The following is an 18,653-nucleotide window of genomic DNA, read 5'->3' as shown; positions in this document are numbered from 1 at the left end:
AAATTTACGTTAAAATAAGCGTTAACTATGATACAGAAGCTGAAACACACTAACGACATGATTCCACAAGGCGTAAAGTTCATGGTTCTTTCTGCTTTAGGCTTTGCCATGATGTCTGCTTGTGTCAAATATGTCAGTCAATTCGGCATACCTGTATTGGAAATTGTCGCAGCTAGAGCATTAGTGTCTTTTGTTATTAGCTATGTAGATGTTAAGAGGAAAGGTATCCCAATGTGGGGCGAGAACAAACCTTTTTTACTCCTGAGAGGGGTTATCGGGACACTTGCTCTGATGTGTGTTTACTACTCTGTGACCACCTTACCACTTGCAGAAGCGACACTCTTACAATATACCCATCCAGTATTTACCGCCATTCTTGGTCTATTGTTTCTTAAAGAAAAAATCCACACTTCTACTATGGTGTGCATAATATTATGCCTAATAGGGCTTGGATTAATCATGCAACCAAGTCTAGACCCCAACACAGCCTTACCATTATTCAGTATTTTAATGGCACTTATTGGCGCTTTAGGCAGTTCCGTTGCTTATGTCATAGTAAGAAAACTCAGTCAGAGCGAAGATAGCTCGGTCATCATTATGTATTTCCCTCTAGTGGCTCTACCAATATCGCTATTTTTAGTTTGGTCAGACTTTGTTTGGCCAAATTTCAATATCACCATTTTATTGCTATTCGTTGGTATATTTACACAAATTGGGCAATATGGGCTCACGAAATCAATGCAAACACAAGAGGCAGGAAAGGCATCTGGCTACTCTTATATCCAAATTATTTTTTCCGCTTTGATCGGCGTATTAGTATTTAATGAAATTCCATCTTATTGGACCTATATTGGTGCGGGTTTTATCATCGCAGGAGCGGTTATCAATGTTGTGGGTAAAAGCACGGTAAAAAGCTAGAACCCAGATTTTCTCGTCTCAATAGCTCCATCTACAAAGCGAAACAAAGTCTGCAATTGTGCGTATATCCAATTAACCTCAAGATGCTAGGTTCAACGAGGATGGCTTGCTCTACAGGAAAGGCAGCGGTTTGAAGGGCCAGTTATCTCAATTGAACATCGGTAACGACGTATATCGAACAAGAATACTTCACAAAAGCAGCATTAATTAATTACTAAGCTCCAATTAAATAAAATAGTGTTTTATTGATAAGCTCATGATTTTTAATTAAAAATCACATCTCAGACAACAAGTGTACGCCCGAAAGTAATTGCACTATTCTGTGAACTAATTCAAAATTGGATAGTTATCTGTTTTAATTCGACTAAATCTGGGGTTTTTATGAAAGTCGCTGACTTGTTTAAACATCGTGGTCAACCTAATAACAAGTATTCTTCTGACTTCATGCAGCGGATGTCTCCCGTCGTGCGTGAGTATTGGGGAGAAATTGTTAATAAAGCGAATAGCCGCCACCTGTTTACACGCTTGAGAGATTTTCATTCAGATGCAGTGAATGATGCTGTACAAGATTATGATGAAGCTCCACAAGAGATAAGCTTGAAGCCTGAGGCACAAAGAGTGTTCGATGAGCTACAAGATAAAATCGATACAGTTATCCACACAGGTGATTGGCTTTTTGTATCACAAGATCGAATATCTCAATTTGGTCAAGTTACTGAAGATATGCAGTGGATCCACACAGACCCAGCAAGAGCCGAAAAAGAGTCACCGTTCAAGACAACTATTGCCCACGGCTTCTTGACACTCGCACTCCTTCCAAAACTAACAGACAGCGTAGATCCGGATAAGAGTCTTTTTCCAACGGCGAAGATGGTTGTAAATATTGGCCTTAACCAAGTGCGATTCCCATATCCGGTCAAAGCAAATAATAGCTTGCGTGCCGTTAGCACTTTGAAGAGTGTTTCTCCCATTAAGAAAGGCTTAGAAATTGAGAGAGAAATCCGAGTCGAAATTGAAGGAGTACGTCGTCCTGCGGCAATCGTCACTTCCGTCATTCAATTGCATTTTTAAAATGAGTCTCCAAAAAAGGATGCGACTACGCATCCTTTTTTATAACCACTATTTTACGACGTAATATCGCTCTAGTTGATAGTCCTCACCACTTTTAGCCGTGTATTCTTTTTCTTCATTACAGGCATTGGATAAACCTTTTCCATCGCCTTTCAATAAACTTATCCAATGTCTCACGCCAGAGATATGAGGTGCATCGCTGGATAATGTAGTACAAGTTTCAAGTTGAATATCCTCTATTTCAACCAGTTCAATACATCCAGTACCTTTATGTTTACCGAGTGAGATTTCAACGTGACTACCTACCCCATCTCTTAGCAATAGTGAGCAAGGTTCTTCTTTCTCACCTTCATAAGCAATGAATTGCTTTGGATATTTTAACCCACTGTGTGACCCGTCTTTAAAATATGCCATAACATGATGATAATCAACGACATAAGATGTAACATTTTCGTGAGACCCCGATTCCAACGGAAAAAGTTCATCTAAAAGCTGCTTAACCTTCGTTTGCTTTTCTATCACATGATCGGAGTTTATTGCTTCTACTGCAAAGACAGCGTCTGCAATAAATGGCTGTTCTTTATTTTGAATTTTTGTCTTATCGAATGTCAGCGTATTCATTGGTCATCCCTCATGGTAGCTTGCAGATAGATACATGTAGCGTCAACTTAATCACACTTAAGTTTCACAATTTTATTAAATTGTGACCTTGCATACTTTGTATACTAGCGCCTTTTTCACTACAATTTCACAACAAAAATTTTACAATGTGAATTTTACAAAATGCCAGTGTCAAAAAGCTTAATCAGACAATCCCATTTTCTAGGTACAAAAATCAGAAATTTGCGCAAACGTAATCACCTTACGATGGAGGACTTGTCAGCAAGATGTATTCGAGTCAATCCAGAAAATGCCCCCTCAGTATCTTATTTATCTATGATTGAAAGGGGAAAACGCGTACCTAGTATCGACATGTTAGAGGTTATTGCAGATGTGTTTCAGAAAGAACCTGAATGGTTTCTTGATGATGAGCCCGAACAGGCAGATATCATCCCATTAAAGGGAAACAGGGGAGGGATCAATGGTATAGCGCTCGAACCTAGTTTCCTCTTTTCCGATGATATTCTACAAATTGCTATCCCGGAGATGCTATCACAGACGGGCATTACTGGGCGCCAATTTGCTCACCTACTCATCAGAGCCCATCAAGAAAAAAACCAAAATCACTTTCCAGATTTAGAACGTGCTGCCGAAGATATTGGTCTCAAACGTTTAAATCTTTCTACAGAAGACCTCATAAATATTGCTAAGACATTGGGTCTCAGTGTTAGCTGGGTGTCCAAAGCTCCAAAAGATGTCACTGATGAACTTGGTATCAGTGCTAAACAAGTCATAACATCCTATTTTGAGCCCCCTGGACGTATATTTCTTAACGATGTTTTGAAGAACTATCCGACAAGACTTAAATATGACCTAGCCGTCTATATTGGACATTGTGTACTGCACAATAAGGAGGGTTTGAAAAACATATTGACCGTAGGCCATGCCAATAGTTGGGAGAACAGCCCACTATCTTTACATTCTTCTGAACTAAACTCGCAAGATATTTTACAAGCATGGCGAGACTTTGAATCGAGCTTTTTTGCAGGTGCACTGCTCTGCCCCAAAGTCCCCTTTCGTCAACTCTTGGATAGAAATGGATACGAGATCAGCGTACATAAAAAAGCGGGAGTTTCACCTTCGGTCGCGATGCGTAGAATGACGGTTGTATCCCCTTATCCACATTGGCACTATTTTGATGCATACGGTCAAAACAAGTTAAAAGCGGTTTATAGAGGAAATGGTATTCCACTGCCATGGGGTAATATGCGAACTGTAAGCGATCCATGTCAGCATTGGGCAGTGTTTCGAAAGTTATCACAACCACAAGCTGACAGCTCTGCGCAGGTATCCATACTTAATGTTGGCAACGAACCTCGTATTTATTGTTGTGAGTCAATCAATGTCACCGATCCTGCTGGTAATAATCGTGTCTTGTGTGCTGGCATAGATCTCAACCCTGCTATTGACGCTCAGGGCGGAAATGCAAATACATTAGCGGAAGAACTTCAGTCACTATGTGTCTCTAATGGAGGAGGAGCTCAGATTCCCCCACATATCCAAAAAGAGCTAACTACGGTAGCTAAAATTCTTAACATAAACTGGATTGAAAGAGGTGTAATGACAGATGCTCGAGTAATATGCTCAAGAGGAATTGTCTGCCCCAGAAAACCAAGCTGCTACGGAGAGTGTAAGGTGGATTAGAAGTGAAAACATTTTCTTTATAACCCGACCAGCACAAACAATTGTATCCGATGGCTCTAGTTGTTAAAGGTCAGTGTTGACGAAAGGTCCAAATGGGTCCGATAAGAAGAAACTGAACATCTTCAATAAAAGAAGGCTTTCTTCCCTCGATCTTATGACCAATAAACTGCAGGCACCATAAGAAAATAAAAAAACCTAATGATGCCGTAAAAATTGGTATTTCCATTAGTTCTAAGCACCAAATCAACGATATACACGCCAAAGTGAAACCAAACATCATGAGAAAAACACTCAGAGAGAGCCTCAAGTAAAAAATGAGCACAGGAAAAGCAGCAGGCCACACCCAATTTACACTAATTCCAAACATTGTAACACTTGGTATAGACCAAAAAAGCCCTACAATTGACAGATAAATACCCGGTACCGCAACTTTATGAATTTTTTGATTTATGGGATTTTGATGACTCTCTCCATATTCTTCCAACCATTGAGATAGATCTTTCATTGTGCCACCATTTTTTTTTGATGTTTTTATTTCTATAGCACGACTGCTGCTTATATGTTGCGGTGACGGTCACTTTATCGAGGTATAAAGCTAGCTTAAGTAATACAAATATATGTAGATTAGGCAGCTAATGATTATTTTAAAAATATACGGCCTCTGGCGAACTTATATAAGCAACAAGTTTTACATTCTTTATTGTGAACTTCATTCGGTAACAATATTGACATTCCCTCGCAAACTAGAGGATAATTCCAAATCTTAAGACTTTTCTACTCCTGAGTTGCAGAGAATTATGACCCAACATTACTTTCTAAAAACTGCAGCAATTTTTACCTTTTCATCACTCGCTATTGCATTTGGTGCCTTAATCTATTTCGGCTATCAAGACTATACTCACCCAAAACATGTTTATGGGCGGTGGATCGAACTTGGAGTCCCTTCTTATCAAACCGAAATATTAGTGCTAAATTCAGACGGTGTTTTTCGTAATCAGCGTCTGATCGCGACAAAGTTCGACTTCGATGGCAAACAAGTAACCATTGAAACCGGAGATGGCTCCTCTATTTATAAAATAGCAGGCACACATAATTCACCCAGATTAAAACGTATAGCACCAGACTACATGACCCAAAGTTTTATTAAAGAGGGATATGAGGGTACTGTTAAATCACATAGCGCAGGCTCAACAACGAGTCGCCGGAATGCGCTGGCCGAGCACTTTGGCAACAAATAAACTTTAAAAACCTGACTTTCTACTGGTTTGACGTTTTGCCGACAAGTATACTTGTTGATTTAATGAATAATCTTAAAGCGTATTATGAACGAGCTGGTCAATATTCTTCCTCAATCTCTCCTAGACTCTGTCAAGACTTGGGACTCCAATGTTTTAATGATCACTGTTGCAAGTTTAGTAACTTGGATCATTTGGCGTATACTTTTTAGCCGGTTAGAAATCTTAGTCGATAAAACCCGATTCCACTGGGATAATTTAATCCTAGAAGCACTAAAAATGCCAATTAGCGCTCTCATATGGGTGTGGCCTGCAACTATTTCGGTCACTTTTTTACTAAAAGATCATCTCGAAACAGCTTGGATTGGTTCACTCAAACTCTTAATAATGATCGCTACGTTCATCTGGATTATGATGAGATTCATCAACAATGTTGAACAATACATACTAAAAAGTAGTAATCGTGACGAAACCACGGTTCAAGCAATTGCCAAAGTATCACGATTATTCTTTATCATTTTGGGTGCCTTAACGGCTATGCAGGCCTTGGGACTGAGTTTATCAGGCCTCCTCACTTTCGGAGGTGTCGGGGGCTTGGTAGTCGGCCTTGCCGCGAAGGACTTACTTTCTAACTTTTTTGGTGGAATGATGATTTATTTCGACCGCCCTTTTAAAGTTGGGGATTGGGTTCGCTCACCGGATCGCCAGATTGAAGGAACTGTTGAGAGAATTGGTTGGCGAATGACGATAATTCGAACCTTCGATAAAAGACCACTTTATGTCCCAAATTCTGTCTTCAGTAGTATCGTTGTAGAAAACCCTTCCAGAATGCACAACCGAAGAATCAAGGAAAACATTGGGTTACGCTATGAAGATGAGAGAAAAGTGGATCGCATTGTTTCTGAAATCAGAGATATGTTAAGTCAAAACCCAGAAATTGATCAACGTCAAACTCTTATCGTTAACTTTGATGGTTACGCTCCATCTTCTTTAACGCTATTGATATACACGTTTACAAAAACAACGAACTGGATCAAGTATCATGAGGTCAAACAAAATGTTCTATTGGATATAGGAAAAATAATTCACTCACATGGAGCAGAGATAGCACTTCCTACACATAGCGTCCAAATAGATTCGGCAAATACCCTTTTTCAATCTTCTGAGACATAAAATATATTAAATACTCTGGTGGCATAGAGATATAGGGTTCAGAGTGTTGTCATAGAGTCATATTTAAAAAAGAAGCCAATACCAAACGTTAGCGGGCTTATTCTGACCAGTTGTTTCCCGCTTAACCTGGCAACTAAAGGTTGCTTTAATATCAGTCTCATATTACGAAATAATAAATCCGTAATATGAGACTTCTTTTGTTAGCTCACCTTCAAGATGTCCACTCGAAAGACGCACACCCCCGTGCGCTATTCAGAAAAACACCCAAAAAATAAGCTAGTTATGCCAAGTTGTTTGACGATCAAATAGTGTCAATGATAGACTTATATATGGTTAGCTACCTCAGCTTATGGGCTCTACTATGGACTTTTAATTGGATCGCACTCAATTTTTAAAATCATAGTTTTGTCCATAAGCTCAGTCCATCTTCCGCTAATTAAACCTCTGAAGTACTTGAGCACATCTATTGTAATTAACATACAGAACCAAATTCAGTATCACTGAATACCACATAGCTATCTGAACTGCCAGAAGATGTATCCGTCACCGTGTATGCGAGGAAACTATCCGTTGCAATACCATTTGATGAAAGATATTCAGATTGAGAATCAGATAGTTCAGTGACCTGGGCAACCTGCATGTCTGACTCTAGGTCAATGTGTTCAAAGCCGGATACGATCAAACCCATATCAGATCCATTTTTTTCTAACCTCGCATTACCAAGCTCGATACAAGACGCTGAATCACCCGCAACAACAACCTCAAAGCCTGAGAAACTGTTGCTCTCATCATTGTTTAAAATGATTGAATCAAAGCCTTCTCCACCATCTATGATTCTTTCTTGGCCTGAGAAAGCTGCATCTTTCATATTTGAAATATCAACACGGTCGTTACCTTCTCCCATATTAATATCAAAACTAGTAAACTGAGAGTTCTCTCCATTTCTCAAAGTTACTGAGTCATTACCAGCTCCTGTATCTATATCAAATTTATTTGACCAGTTAATTGAATTAGATTTGACAGTAATATCTATATTATCATTACTAGATACTCCAGACGTATCAATAAAACCACGTTTAGCGTTGGTAATTTCAATATCTGATACACCCGTAGTTGATTGATTAACAATATTTACATCAACAATATCTTTAATTGCTATTTTATTTTCATCAGCATCGAGCTTTACTTCTTTAAATCCTTCTTTATTCCATTTTGAGGATTCAATATATGTCGATCCAAATGTATCTAACGTTGTTGCCGAAACCTCACCATCCAGACTCTGATAGACTTTCGTATTTAAAAAATCAAATTCATTTACTTCAGTTGCATTAGACTCATTTAAATTCAAAGAGCTGCCTGAACCATCGAGATTTGTTGTTCCGAAAAGTATAGTCATATTATTAATCTCACTTATATCCATAATTAGTTAAGAGTTTTGAGTCATTTAAGACCCGACACAATGCTACTGATAAATCTAAATATAATCTACAGTTATCTTGTTTCGATTTTAATACAAATCAAAAATTCACATTGCTACGAAATATTTTTTATCTTTTTATTTTATTCAGTTTGTCTGGTTATTGTTAAAAAAATAACATAAAAATAAAAAATAATAATAACTTGAGTAATGTATCATAAAAAAAGCATATACTTGGCCTTTATAAAGTAAAAACTCTACAACATTTTCTATATCGGCATATGCAACTCAAAGTCAGGTAAAATATTTATTAATACGAACTTACATTTTATAACAACTATAATTTTTTATAAAAATAGAAATTTCAGAATTGTTTTTTTTAATAAAAAAATCGCTCTAAAGTTAGAGCGATTTTCTTTCTGAGCCAATTTTTATCTTTTCATCGATCTCATTAATCCAATAGATATGGGTTCGATTAAATATTCAAATGGCGTCCTCTTACGTAGTGTGATGTATACTTCAGCTGGCATTCCGGGATATAAGCCTATTTGGGGATGTGCTGCAATCTCGTCTGCATTAAGAACCACTTTAATTTCATATCCTGACAACTCACCACTAGATAAATCACTACTTTCCAATCTATCTGCCCCAATATGGACCACTTCACCTTCAATCATTGGTACACTACGTGGGTTATATGATAACAAACGAACCATAGACTTTTGCCCGGGTACCACTTCATCAATATAGTCCGGATGAAGATTGGCTTTAATAACCATCCGACCATCTTCTGGGACAATCTGCATCAAGGTCTCCCCGGGTGAAATTACATCGCCCTTACTGAATACTTTAAGCCCCAAGATTTTTCCGCTATATGGGCTTCGGATTGAGGTGCGAGATAGAATTTCCTTAACCCTAGAAAGTTCTTCAGATAGCTCTTCCACTACTCGATTAAGATCTTGAAGTTCTTTTTCTACCTCTGTGATAAATCGATTTCGATTTGCACTTTGTTGCTGTGAGACCTCCAGCTTTGAAAGATGCGTATCTTTTTTCTGGCCTTTAATTCTAATTAAATCGCCTGAAATAGTATTAAGTTTTCTCTTCAACTCAATGGCTTTGAGGCGCGAGGAGTGTCCTTTTTCGAGAAGTCGATCATGCATTCGAAACTCTTGTAACAAAAGTTCATAAGCTTTCTGTTTCGTTTCGATCTGTTGAACGAGCATCGCTTCCTGACTCTCTACTCTTTGAAACCGTGCCTTGAGAACAGCCTGTTCGCTGTTATGCAACTCGGAACGGCTTAAAAATAATAATTTTTGAGTCTCAAGAATTCCAATCAAATTCGGATATTGCTCGACTTTGTTCTTTAAAGCATCGCTAAAATTAAGTGTGTCTCTATTTCCGCGTTCTGATTCTAGTCTTTCTCGCTGTGCCTGTATGCTGAGTAAACGAAACTCTAACTGTGTAACTTGTGTTTGAATTGAATTTGCTGAAAGTTGGATAAGTTGATCTCCAGCATTTACTTTTTGGCCTTCTTTAATCAAAACATTGTCAACAATGCCTCCCTCAAGATGCTCAATAAGTTTTCTGTTACCCTCTACGTTTACTCGCCCTTTTGCGATAGCTGCTGAATCTAACTCAACGCCAAACAGAACAAAAGTCACTATAGAAACGATAAGTATCATCCCAACAATACCAAGCTCAATATATGAGCGTGAAGTCAACTTTTGCTTTTTTACTAAGTTACTCATGACAACACCTCAGCCTCAAGTTTTTGTATCACTGATTCACGCCTTCCGGCAAATTTAATCGAACCCTCTTGTATATTAATGGCCCAATCCGCAACAGACAAACTCGCCCTTTTCTGGCACACGAAAATAATAGAAGTGCCTTGCTGTTTGAGATGATTCAGAGTGTGGAGTACCTTCTCTAGACTTATATCATCTAGGTGAGAGTCAAATTCATCGGCAACAAGAATTTTAGGTTGATGATAAATGGCGCGCGCGATTGACAAAAGCTGCATCTCTCCTAGAGAAAGCAAGTCGTTTTGATTCGTCAGCATGGTATTATAGCCGTGTGGCAAACGACTGATTGTTTCATGTAGACCCAAAGATCTAGATATCTCAAGAGCTCTATCGAAGCGGCTTTCTTGGACATCGAAACTAGTGATATTGTTTAAAACTGAAGTTTCAAAGAAATCGACCGACTGTGGGATATACCCTATCGTTTTGCTTCGCTCTATTCTTGAAATATTCTTGGTTTCAACCCCATTAAGAACTATCCTCCCTGAGTGAACCAACTCGGGAACTATTATGGCGTTCAAAAGCGTCGACTTTCCGCTTGCAACCTCCCCCAATACAGCGAGCGAATGACCAGCTTTCAATTCAAAATGAACATTACGCATTGACACTTTCCCAGCACCATTCAAAGACGAAACTCGCTCTAACATTAGGTCATGCGAAGACCCTATGACCTCTGGGGGAGCCTCTAAATCAGGTTCTTTTAACAGCTCAAGTATATTTTCTAGGGCAAGTCTTTTCTTTTGCCACTGAGGTAATAACTGGAAGCACTGTTCAATTGGAGCTAAGACGCGCGAAAAAAGAATTGAGGCAGCGAGCATAGCCCCCATATTAATTTCTTGTCCTATAACTAACCATGCACCCAATGCCAAAATTCCTACTTGAAGTACCTGCTTCAACCAAAGTAAGGTCGACGAAAATAATGCTGCGTATTCTTGCCTGGTTTCCTCTAAGTAAGTTGTTTCGTCAGCAATACTTTTACGCTTCCCTAGTAGTTGCTGTAACGCTGGAGTCCACTTTGCCAAATGTAATTTATCAATAATCTGTTGAGACATTACGTTACTTGCTAGAGCGGAATGAGTGAGATTACCCGCTAGTTTCTTAGCGAGGAAGTAATTAGACGAAACAATAGCAAGAAGGAGGAAGATGCCAATAACCGTGAACCAACCAAGGCTGGGGTGAAGCAAAAAAAGAACGAACGTAAACCCTATGGACCAAGGCATATCGTTCAAAGAAAGGTAAAAGTGCGAGCTAAGTGATGACTTACCCTCCCTCAGATCATGTAATTGCCGTGCCTTCTGACCTGGAAGATACATGATTTTTTCAATTATGGATGAAGAACATGACAATTCGAAATGAGCCTCGCAATGTTCGAGCAACCTTGTACGAGTGTATTGAAATAGTGCTTGGAATACGAGTAACGCAATGGCAACTAAAGATAGTGTTATCAGAGTTTCAATACTTCTTGAGGTGAGCACACGATCGAATACTTGAATACTAAACAAAGGTAGAACGAGCATAAGTAAATTAAAAAAAAGAGAGAACACACTGATAAAAATGAGGTTTTTTCTTCTAACGATCTGATATTGTTCCCAATTACCCATGACCACTCCTATTTTTTATTCGTTAACCGAGCAACTAGTGACATGGCATTTGGTAAAAAGAGCCACAGCGAACTTTTTATGTCCAATACCGATGAGTAACTTCTATATAATTCAATACGACGCAATATAGGCATGTTCCCCTTAACCTCCTTTTCTATAGAAAATCCTTTTCGTAATAATCGATTTAAAAATATACTCAAAGAATATTCGGTAATATTATCGAACTTAACTTGCTCCAATAGTTTATCTGTCGTTACGTAGTAGCCATCCGCATGTCTGAAACTTAGACGTGTAGTCGTTATCGAATTCTCTCTTATACGCCTTTGGAAGTATCTATTCTTCGATACTTTTATGTTTTTTGCGCTTAATAGAAGGCACGTAGTAAAATAATTGTCTTCGTGTAAAATCTTTGGGATGAACCTAAGATTCAAAAATCTCTCTCTTCGATAAAAATAACAACAAGATTGAACAACATAAGTACCAGTAACAACAGAATCATGAAAAACTTTTCCATTTCGATATTGTGTATTTGGTAAAGACCTTATGTAGTTGTATCGATCTAAATTATCCTCTGACATACCATCACAAAATGCGTTACCATCAAACAATACAAGATCCGTATCGTCCTCTTTAAAGAAACCAACACAATCAAAAAACGTATTTGATAATATCCAATCATCACTATCCAAGAAATACACAATATCACCAGAAGCTATATCTAAACCGGTGTTTCGAGCGCAAGAAAGACCTGAATTACTTTGATTAAAGATTCTCAACCTTCCCGAAAATTTACTTAGATAACTTTCTAAAATATCTTTTGATTTATCGGTTGAACCATCATTGACTGCAATAAGCTCATAATTAGTATAAGATTGAGATAAAACTGATTCTAAGCAATCTACGAGATAGTCCTCAACATTATATACAGGTAGAATCACACTTATCTTTAGCTTACTATTTAACATCAGCTATACCTAATTTTATATATCCAATTTTTTTTAAAAAGAATGTGAAAGAGTATATCAATGAAGGTATGAGAAAAATCATTGATAGGAGTAATATATTTTTTAATCCCCAATAATGAGATAAATAAAATGTCACCATTAAAGAGGTAGAGTTATAGATTGACAAATATACAAAAGGCTCAATTTTAAATGATCTTACAAAATTGTTGACACTTGTCATTACCAATATAAAAATATAGAACAAGAACAAAGTGATTAGATTTTGTGTATCTAGCATTTTAGATACAATCTCAAATTCACTTAAATAGACCTTGACTGAAATGATAATTAAATATCCAAAAGTTAGTACCGATAAAGAGAAAATTGAATATTTAAAGAATATTTCAATAGCTTCTCTAAGCTTGTCATTAGCTATCTTATTAGCAATTATTGTTCTTTGATTCACAGAAAATGAATTTGCAACATCATAACCTCCTTTTGCCATAGCGATAGAAAAGCCGATCTGACCTGCAATAGACGCACCATATAAATGAAAGCCTAGCAAAGTGAAACCATTCCAAAAAAAATACCCAAAAAACCAAACTAGACTAGATCGACTTAATAATGGGAATATTTCTCTAAATTGTTCCAAGAAAGAGTAATTAACTCCTGCCTTTATAATCTTAAAATCTATATTTTTCTTATAATATAAGACAACGAGAACAAAGACCTGTATTGATAGAAATAAGCTCAAACCAATTGAATATAATTGATAGTCTAAGCTTATGAGCGCCCATAGACTTAAAGACATTGTTATTGAGGAAAATAACCGAGCTTTTTGTAAAATGATCTGCTTCTGCATACCATCTAGATAAGTGTCGATTATGTTCGAGACAAGCTTCAAAGATGTAACGACTAAAAGTAGTAACAGTGGGCCTTCAAATTCAATATTCCCCTCATAATTAAAATAGTAAAACTTTGAAAAAGGGATAAGAAGTACTAAATAAATGATGGCAAGACCCATATACCACTGACACGAAAAAATAAACAATTTACTTGACTTAATTAAAGATTTTTTAGATAAGACACCTTGATCATTATATTTACAATCGTGACTATAAAACTGTTTTAAAACAAAACCAATACCTACTTCAAATAACTGGGTCATTACTATAAAACTAAAGAATGTATAGTAAAACCCCATTTCTTCTAGACTTAGGTGGCTACTTACCATAAGTATGGTTATCGGGCCTCCGAGAACTCGTATTAAAGAAGTAAAAAGTGATAGTATTGCAATATGATCAGTTTTTTTCATTTTTATTAATTGAAATATTTTTTATTAAAAATTTGTCATCAAGCCAATTTGTATAATACCCTGTGTTTTTACCGTATGAATTATCTATTAATTTAATATTTTTTCCTAGAAGGTAGGCTAATATAGCACCGTGCAATCTATCAGTATAAACAACATTGAATTGATAGAAAAAATTAATAGATCTAAATATCAAAATATCGGATCTTCTGTGCCATTTATTCAATATCTTCTTTCTAAGAAAAGGGATTAAATTTAATTTACTTGAAAGTCTTAAATGAATCTTATCTTCATTTGTTATTAGATGGTCCCAATCAAATGTCTTCTTAGATATATCTGTTTCTAGTGAAACATTTTCAATATCAATTCTACGTAGATTTAATATCTTAAATTTATCAATGTTTATATTCTCTACTTCTGAATGGTCAATGAGAGGATGTAAGCTATGAGCCATATCTGGCATCATATTACAACTATTGGAGAATTCTTTTGCTAATTCTAAGCTTCTGTCATCTCGTACGAAGATATGAAGATCATTATGTTTTCGGAATATAGAAGCGCTTCTAACTTTCTCTTCATTGTTTCTAAAATATATTGTTTGAGGAAGGAATATTATTTTCTTATCAGGATATTTTGTAACAATTTCTTCTTTAAATATCTGATGTCTAGGATACAAGTCACCAAAATTACCACCACCGTGAATAAGTATAATATCAACTTTTCTTAACTCTTTGTGATCAATTCCACTATCAAACCCACGATAAGTCACATTTAAACTGTAGTCTCTAATAAACTGTTCAGTACCTGCATAAATAAGAAGATCACCCACATTAAAGTGCATAGGGATATCAAGATAAGCTAATTTCTTACCTTGACAATAGTCAGCGATATCTTTGTGCATACTTTTTAATTTGTCTAAACGTTCTTTCCATTCTACTTGATAGTTTTCTTTCACATTTACCTCTAAGATCATAAAAATTACATGGCTACTCTAACTAATTTTTTCATAGTTAAAAACGTTCTTTACTAAAAATTATTAGCATTCTCAAAATTAGGAAGAGCACTGGTTTTATAGTATTTTAAACTGTATTTACTGCATTTTTTCTCGGATGTAAGATATAAGAAGGTCGCGTTCTGGAGTATATAGCCCTAGTGGAGATTTTAATTTGTCAATATTAGAAATAAGCTTTTCAAGTTCATCTTCATTTTTGGCTGGATAGATTCCCTGAATATTGGAAAATGACTCTAGAGTATCCAATTGATGATCATTTCTATGCTCACCATATTTAGACAGCCTTGGGAAGATAATCACAGGCTTTTTATAGCGTAGACAGTTTATGATCGAGCCCATCCCAGCATGAGAAATCACAATGCTTGCCTCTTTGAAGGCTTGTTCAATTTCATCAGGAGTAAAAAACTTTTGGCTTTCTATCTGTTGTGATTGGTAATCTGATTTTCCAATCTGCGCTTTAACCTCAATTTGGTACTTAAGAGCTAGTCTGTCTATCGACTCTACCAAACGATCAAAGGGTAACTGAGTGCCTACTGTAAGCAAAATCATATTACACGACCTCTGTAGATAAGATTTGAGTTTTCGGCGACTTCTTTCCATTGAGATACCACGGAGACTCCCAACTTGGACGCGATCCTACCTGAAAGTGACAGCTTTTTCGAGTTTGCAATGCTATCAACCCAGACACAGCGAACTCTTAAAAGTCGACCCACTATCACCATAATCAAGCCAGGCGCAGCACCAGTTGTCACAACAAGATCGGGATGTTCACGACGTAATATTCTGAAACACTGCATAAAAACTTTAAATGCTAAATGTGGATTATCACGACTAAAATCGTCAACTCTTCGATAATCATCACCAGAAAGAAACGCTGGTTTTTCTTTATATGTACTTACGATAACACTCTCCACATCATCAAAACATTCAGCAATCAACCCTAATTGAACCAAGTGGCCTCCGGGAGAAGCCACAAAGAGAAGCTTTTTATTTTTCATTACTAAATCCTTTTAATTTTTGCGGTGAACTGAAGAATTTTCTTACAGGCATCCCAAAGCGTAATACATAATAAATGCCGACCAAAAACTTACGAATAAAAAATAGAGGAATTAATGGATGCAAAAATAAATTTTTTCTGAGTGCTCTAAAGCTGCCCTGGAAGTAACGATAGTTTTTTGTAACTACTTTGTCGCTATGACCAACTAATGGATGATCGAAAAAAATTCCATGCCTTGATTTTTTAAACACTCGTAACGCAAAATCTAAATCTTCTCCTCCATTATTTGGTGAACCGATACCTAAAGATTCATCAAAAAAGTTCTTTTTATCCAAACATGATACTCTTGTAAAAAGGGTGGCGGATGAGCCGTAGCTAACAAGCTGTTTTAGCGATAAATTTTGGCCTTTTGATTGATGTAAGCTTTGTGTACTTGCGCTATATCGACATACTAACAAATCAAGGGTTTTATTTTTTTCAAACAAAGTGAAGATATCTGAAAGATTATTGTCGGGATACCAGCAATCATCGTCAGGAAAAGCAATCACCTCACACAGGTCTAAAAATCCTGAGCTTATAGCATGCTCAAACATTATATTTCGAGCTTTTGATAATGAGATAACATTTGGAACTGATATGATATACGTTGACAGTTCCAAGGCACTGATAGCAGATTTAAAGTTGCTCAAGTCTCCTTGCAATAAGATAAGATGAATACAATTAGAGAAATCATCTCTGTAAGATCTCACCATTCTGAGAAGATCTTGTATATTCTCTTCATTTACAATACACGTTGTGAGCATGAGAAGCTTTTTCGGCATTTAAAAACTCCTTTTGTTAAACAAAAAATATTTGGTCATTCTTAAAATGACATATATATTTTGGGTCTTAATAGAATCATTGAAAACTCTATATAATCCAAATTTACGTGTATCATAAGCATAAACTTGACATTTTAACTTATATTTTTCTTTTTCTGAAAAATTATACTTTTGAGTTATTGTCATAAAAGAATCCATATAAGATAATACTTTTTTATTACTAATTCTTTCGTGAGGATGACTTTTATCAATGATATGATCTTTTAGTTTAGTATTTTCAAAAAATTTAGATCTATTACTATTGAGAATATTAAACCAAAGGTCTAAATCTTGCCACGAAGATAATCCCTCGTCATATTTGAATTTATTTAGCGTACTTTTTAGTGTAAAAATCTGATTTCCTACTTGGTTTTTTAAACACAAATCATTAAAAGATACTAAATTTTTACTATCATACGTACTTTCTATATCATTCGTATATTTTACAATTTTATTTGAAAATAAAGCTATTGCATCTGGATTCTTATTTTCCCAATAATTAATAAAATTTTCTAATCTCATAGGTAAAAAAAAGTCATCATCATCGAGACCAGTAACGAACTTCCCTCTTGCCTCAGATATTGCCCTATTTCGATTAAAACAGGCTCCCATATTTTTATTGTTTTTGAGATATATTACTCTATCATCACTTTCTTTCAGTTTTGATATCAATTCAAATGTATCATCTGTTGAATTATCATCAACAATAATCACTTCAATGTTTTTAATTGTCTGAGAAAGAACTGATTTAACTGCTCTATTTAAGAGCGATGATCGGTTATAAGTAGGAATATAAACAGAAACCAATGGTATTCTAGATTTTTTCTTCATGTCTTAACTTCTCATTAAAATGTATATACTTTAAAAGTAATGCAAACGGGACCGATGACTGTAAAGTACTTAGGGAATTATCAAATAAAGTAAGAATGAACATTCCTATAAATGATGTAACTAAGAATTTCCTCGTTGTCGAGCTGCTAATTCTATATGTCTTTGACATAATAAATATTATATTTAAGAAAAATAATGAACAACCAATTATTCCAAGCTCCATATAAAACCGAATAAACTCATTGTGAGGAACAGTAAATACGTAAAGATTATATTCCTTGACCCCTTCGGTTACCTTAGTTATAGAGCCCAGCTTTCCACCAAATAAATTTAAACCTTCAATTTTTTCTAAAAAATAGCTCCAAGCATATTCTCGGCCAGAAAGATTTAGCCCACCATCACTATCAAATGTTGTCATTTTTGATCTTTCAACCATTGACAATATTAACTTGCTACCGACAATAATGATAAGCGGTGATGTCAAAATAATTTTTCTTTGTATATCTCTAAGTTTCAAGAATGGAAGAAGTAAAGCTATAGGTAGTAGCGCGGCCAACAGCGGGCCTCTACTCCCAGAGAGCAGCATCATCATTAATGTGACTGCAATAAAAAATAAATATACTCGTTTTTTTAGTAAAGATTCATAAACTAAGAAAAGAATTACGAAGTAGGTAAGAAATGCAAAATGTGCACTTGATATTCCTGCTCCGTATCGGTTCCCACCGCTTGTCACAGATATATTAAATAAAAAATGGCATGTTGATGATATAAGGACCATGAACAAAGGCAACAGTACAAGCCCGGTAGTCAAAGACCTTAAATAGGTACCATTCTTTACTAGCATTATGACATATAGAATTCCAAAACCTAAAACCGCCCTTAAAAATGTTAAAGGACTTATATCTACATAGTTCTGATCTGAAAATATATAGCATAAGAATACTGTAGTTAGGTAAATAATAAAATGTTTTATGTATCCGGACTCTAAGCCAAACTTTATTACCATGCAAATAGGAATAATGAGAGCTAATATTTTCTGTATATTATGTGCACCGTGAGTATATCTAGCACTTATTCCTAAAATCAAGAAAAGAATTATGATTGAAAAAAATATGTTTGTACGATATTTAATCAGACTATTTATGTTATCTAAATACATAATTTAAATTCTTTTCATAG

At 35.9% G+C, this 18,653-nt stretch carries 18 protein-coding genes; 5 read left to right on the top strand and 13 right to left on the bottom strand.

What is annotated here, in order from left to right:
* Positions 1-27: 27 nt before the first annotated feature.
* On the top strand, positions 28-918 hold the full coding sequence (locus tag RH40_RS09220; protein ID WP_241209876.1) for a DMT family transporter: 891 nt from the start codon (positions 28-30) through the stop codon (positions 916-918).
* Between the two features lie 381 nt (positions 919-1,299).
* Positions 1,300-1,989, top strand: a complete 690-nt coding sequence (locus RH40_RS09215) for a MaoC family dehydratase (RefSeq protein WP_009601190.1) — start codon at positions 1,300-1,302, stop codon at positions 1,987-1,989.
* A gap of 48 nt (positions 1,990-2,037) precedes the next feature.
* On the opposite strand, the gene RH40_RS09210 is transcribed toward RH40_RS09215, so the two are convergent.
* Positions 2,038-2,610, bottom strand: a complete 573-nt coding sequence (locus tag RH40_RS09210) for an aldolase/citrate lyase/malate synthase family protein (RefSeq protein ID WP_009601189.1) — start codon at positions 2,608-2,610, stop codon at positions 2,038-2,040.
* A gap of 162 nt (positions 2,611-2,772) precedes the next feature.
* On the opposite strand from RH40_RS09210, the gene RH40_RS09205 reads away from it, so the two are divergent.
* Entirely contained in the window at positions 2,773-4,293 is a 1,521-nt protein-coding gene (locus RH40_RS09205) for a DUF3612 domain-containing protein (protein WP_009601188.1), read from the top strand.
* Positions 4,294-4,363: 70 nt separating this feature from the next.
* On the opposite strand, the gene RH40_RS09200 is transcribed toward RH40_RS09205, so the two are convergent.
* Entirely contained in the window at positions 4,364-4,798 is a 435-nt protein-coding gene (locus RH40_RS09200) for an Mpo1 family 2-hydroxy fatty acid dioxygenase (protein WP_009601187.1), read from the bottom strand.
* Between the two features lie 292 nt (positions 4,799-5,090).
* On the opposite strand from RH40_RS09200, the gene RH40_RS09195 reads away from it, so the two are divergent.
* Positions 5,091-5,531 (top strand): DUF2850 domain-containing protein, encoded by a 441-nt coding sequence (locus RH40_RS09195; RefSeq protein ID WP_009601186.1) that lies wholly within the window; start codon positions 5,091-5,093, stop codon positions 5,529-5,531.
* 84 nt (positions 5,532-5,615) lie between these two features.
* Positions 5,616-6,701 (top strand): mechanosensitive ion channel family protein, encoded by a 1,086-nt coding sequence (locus RH40_RS09190; protein ID WP_009601185.1) that lies wholly within the window; start codon positions 5,616-5,618, stop codon positions 6,699-6,701.
* Positions 6,702-7,173: 472 nt separating this feature from the next.
* Here RH40_RS09190 and RH40_RS09185 read toward each other — a convergent pair whose 3' ends face one another.
* From RH40_RS09185 to RH40_RS09135, 11 genes are all read right to left on the bottom strand, one after another.
* The gene (locus tag RH40_RS09185) at positions 7,174-8,097 is read right to left on the bottom strand and encodes a hypothetical protein (RefSeq protein WP_009601184.1); all 924 of its coding nucleotides are present in this window, start codon (positions 8,095-8,097) and stop codon (positions 7,174-7,176) included.
* A 452-nt stretch (positions 8,098-8,549) separates the two neighbouring features.
* Positions 8,550-9,866 (bottom strand): HlyD family type I secretion periplasmic adaptor subunit, encoded by a 1,317-nt coding sequence (locus tag RH40_RS09180; protein ID WP_009601183.1) that lies wholly within the window; start codon positions 9,864-9,866, stop codon positions 8,550-8,552.
* A complete protein-coding gene (locus RH40_RS09175) occupies positions 9,863-11,518 on the bottom strand; it encodes an ATP-binding cassette domain-containing protein (protein ID WP_009601182.1) in 1,656 nt (551 codons plus the stop codon). The genes RH40_RS09180 and RH40_RS09175 overlap by 4 nt, the downstream gene beginning before the upstream one ends.
* 8 nt (positions 11,519-11,526) lie before the next feature.
* Positions 11,527-12,483, bottom strand: a complete 957-nt coding sequence (locus RH40_RS09170; RefSeq protein ID WP_009601181.1) for a glycosyltransferase family 2 protein — start codon at positions 12,481-12,483, stop codon at positions 11,527-11,529.
* Complete coding sequence (locus RH40_RS09165) at positions 12,473-13,777, bottom strand: hypothetical protein (RefSeq protein ID WP_009601180.1); 1,305 nt, start codon at positions 13,775-13,777, stop codon at positions 12,473-12,475. The genes RH40_RS09170 and RH40_RS09165 overlap by 11 nt, the downstream gene beginning before the upstream one ends.
* Positions 13,764-14,729 carry a polysaccharide pyruvyl transferase family protein gene (locus RH40_RS09160; protein WP_206536089.1) on the bottom strand — a complete coding sequence of 322 codons (966 nt, stop codon included), beginning with the start codon at positions 14,727-14,729 and terminating at the stop codon, positions 13,764-13,766. The genes RH40_RS09165 and RH40_RS09160 overlap by 14 nt, the downstream gene beginning before the upstream one ends.
* Positions 14,730-14,864: 135 nt before the next feature.
* Positions 14,865-15,335, bottom strand: coding sequence for a glycosyltransferase (locus tag RH40_RS09155; RefSeq protein ID WP_009601178.1), 471 nt, complete (start codon positions 15,333-15,335; stop codon positions 14,865-14,867).
* Positions 15,332-15,784: a glycosyltransferase family protein gene (locus tag RH40_RS09150; RefSeq protein WP_009601177.1), complete on the bottom strand. Its 453-nt coding sequence runs from the start codon at positions 15,782-15,784 to the stop codon at positions 15,332-15,334. The genes RH40_RS09155 and RH40_RS09150 overlap by 4 nt, the downstream gene beginning before the upstream one ends.
* On the bottom strand, positions 15,774-16,604 hold the full coding sequence (locus tag RH40_RS09145) for a glycosyltransferase family 2 protein (protein WP_009601176.1): 831 nt from the start codon (positions 16,602-16,604) through the stop codon (positions 15,774-15,776). The genes RH40_RS09150 and RH40_RS09145 overlap by 11 nt, the downstream gene beginning before the upstream one ends.
* Positions 16,605-17,474 carry a glycosyltransferase family 2 protein gene (locus RH40_RS09140; protein ID WP_009601175.1) on the bottom strand — a complete coding sequence of 290 codons (870 nt, stop codon included), beginning with the start codon at positions 17,472-17,474 and terminating at the stop codon, positions 16,605-16,607.
* Positions 17,458-18,633, bottom strand: a complete 1,176-nt coding sequence (locus tag RH40_RS09135) for an O-antigen ligase family protein (protein WP_009601174.1) — start codon at positions 18,631-18,633, stop codon at positions 17,458-17,460. Before RH40_RS09135 ends, RH40_RS09140 begins: the two co-directional genes overlap by 17 nt.
* Positions 18,634-18,653: the final 20 nt, after the last annotated feature.

The organism is Vibrio caribbeanicus ATCC BAA-2122, assembly GCF_000165125.1.
Classification (GTDB): Bacteria; Pseudomonadota; Gammaproteobacteria; order Enterobacterales; family Vibrionaceae; genus Vibrio; species Vibrio caribbeanicus.
Note: the sequence above shows the minus strand (reverse complement) of the source record. Positions and strands in the feature narration are given on the sequence as shown.

Excerpts from the sequence above, each read along its gene's own strand:
- RH40_RS09220 (WP_241209876.1), top strand. The coding sequence starts at position 28 with ATGATACAGAAGCTGAAACACACTAACGACATGATTCCACAAGGCGTA.
- RH40_RS09215 (WP_009601190.1), top strand. The coding sequence starts at position 1,300 with ATGAAAGTCGCTGACTTGTTTAAACATCGTGGTCAACCTAATAACAAG.
- RH40_RS09210 (WP_009601189.1), bottom strand. The coding sequence starts at position 2,610 with ATGAATACGCTGACATTCGATAAGACAAAAATTCAAAATAAAGAACAG.
- RH40_RS09205 (WP_009601188.1), top strand. The coding sequence starts at position 2,773 with ATGCCAGTGTCAAAAAGCTTAATCAGACAATCCCATTTTCTAGGTACA.
- RH40_RS09200 (WP_009601187.1), bottom strand. The coding sequence starts at position 4,798 with ATGAAAGATCTATCTCAATGGTTGGAAGAATATGGAGAGAGTCATCAA.
- RH40_RS09195 (WP_009601186.1), top strand. The coding sequence starts at position 5,091 with ATGACCCAACATTACTTTCTAAAAACTGCAGCAATTTTTACCTTTTCA.
- RH40_RS09190 (WP_009601185.1), top strand. The coding sequence starts at position 5,616 with ATGAACGAGCTGGTCAATATTCTTCCTCAATCTCTCCTAGACTCTGTC.
- RH40_RS09185 (WP_009601184.1), bottom strand. The coding sequence starts at position 8,097 with ATGACTATACTTTTCGGAACAACAAATCTCGATGGTTCAGGCAGCTCT.
- RH40_RS09180 (WP_009601183.1), bottom strand. The coding sequence starts at position 9,866 with ATGAGTAACTTAGTAAAAAAGCAAAAGTTGACTTCACGCTCATATATT.
- RH40_RS09175 (WP_009601182.1), bottom strand. The coding sequence starts at position 11,518 with ATGGGTAATTGGGAACAATATCAGATCGTTAGAAGAAAAAACCTCATT.
- RH40_RS09170 (WP_009601181.1), bottom strand. The coding sequence starts at position 12,483 with ATGTTAAATAGTAAGCTAAAGATAAGTGTGATTCTACCTGTATATAAT.
- RH40_RS09165 (WP_009601180.1), bottom strand. The coding sequence starts at position 13,777 with ATGAAAAAAACTGATCATATTGCAATACTATCACTTTTTACTTCTTTA.
- RH40_RS09155 (WP_009601178.1), bottom strand. The coding sequence starts at position 15,335 with ATGATTTTGCTTACAGTAGGCACTCAGTTACCCTTTGATCGTTTGGTA.
- RH40_RS09150 (WP_009601177.1), bottom strand. The coding sequence starts at position 15,784 with ATGAAAAATAAAAAGCTTCTCTTTGTGGCTTCTCCCGGAGGCCACTTG.
- RH40_RS09145 (WP_009601176.1), bottom strand. The coding sequence starts at position 16,604 with ATGCCGAAAAAGCTTCTCATGCTCACAACGTGTATTGTAAATGAAGAG.
- RH40_RS09140 (WP_009601175.1), bottom strand. The coding sequence starts at position 17,474 with ATGAAGAAAAAATCTAGAATACCATTGGTTTCTGTTTATATTCCTACT.
- RH40_RS09135 (WP_009601174.1), bottom strand. The coding sequence starts at position 18,633 with ATGTATTTAGATAACATAAATAGTCTGATTAAATATCGTACAAACATA.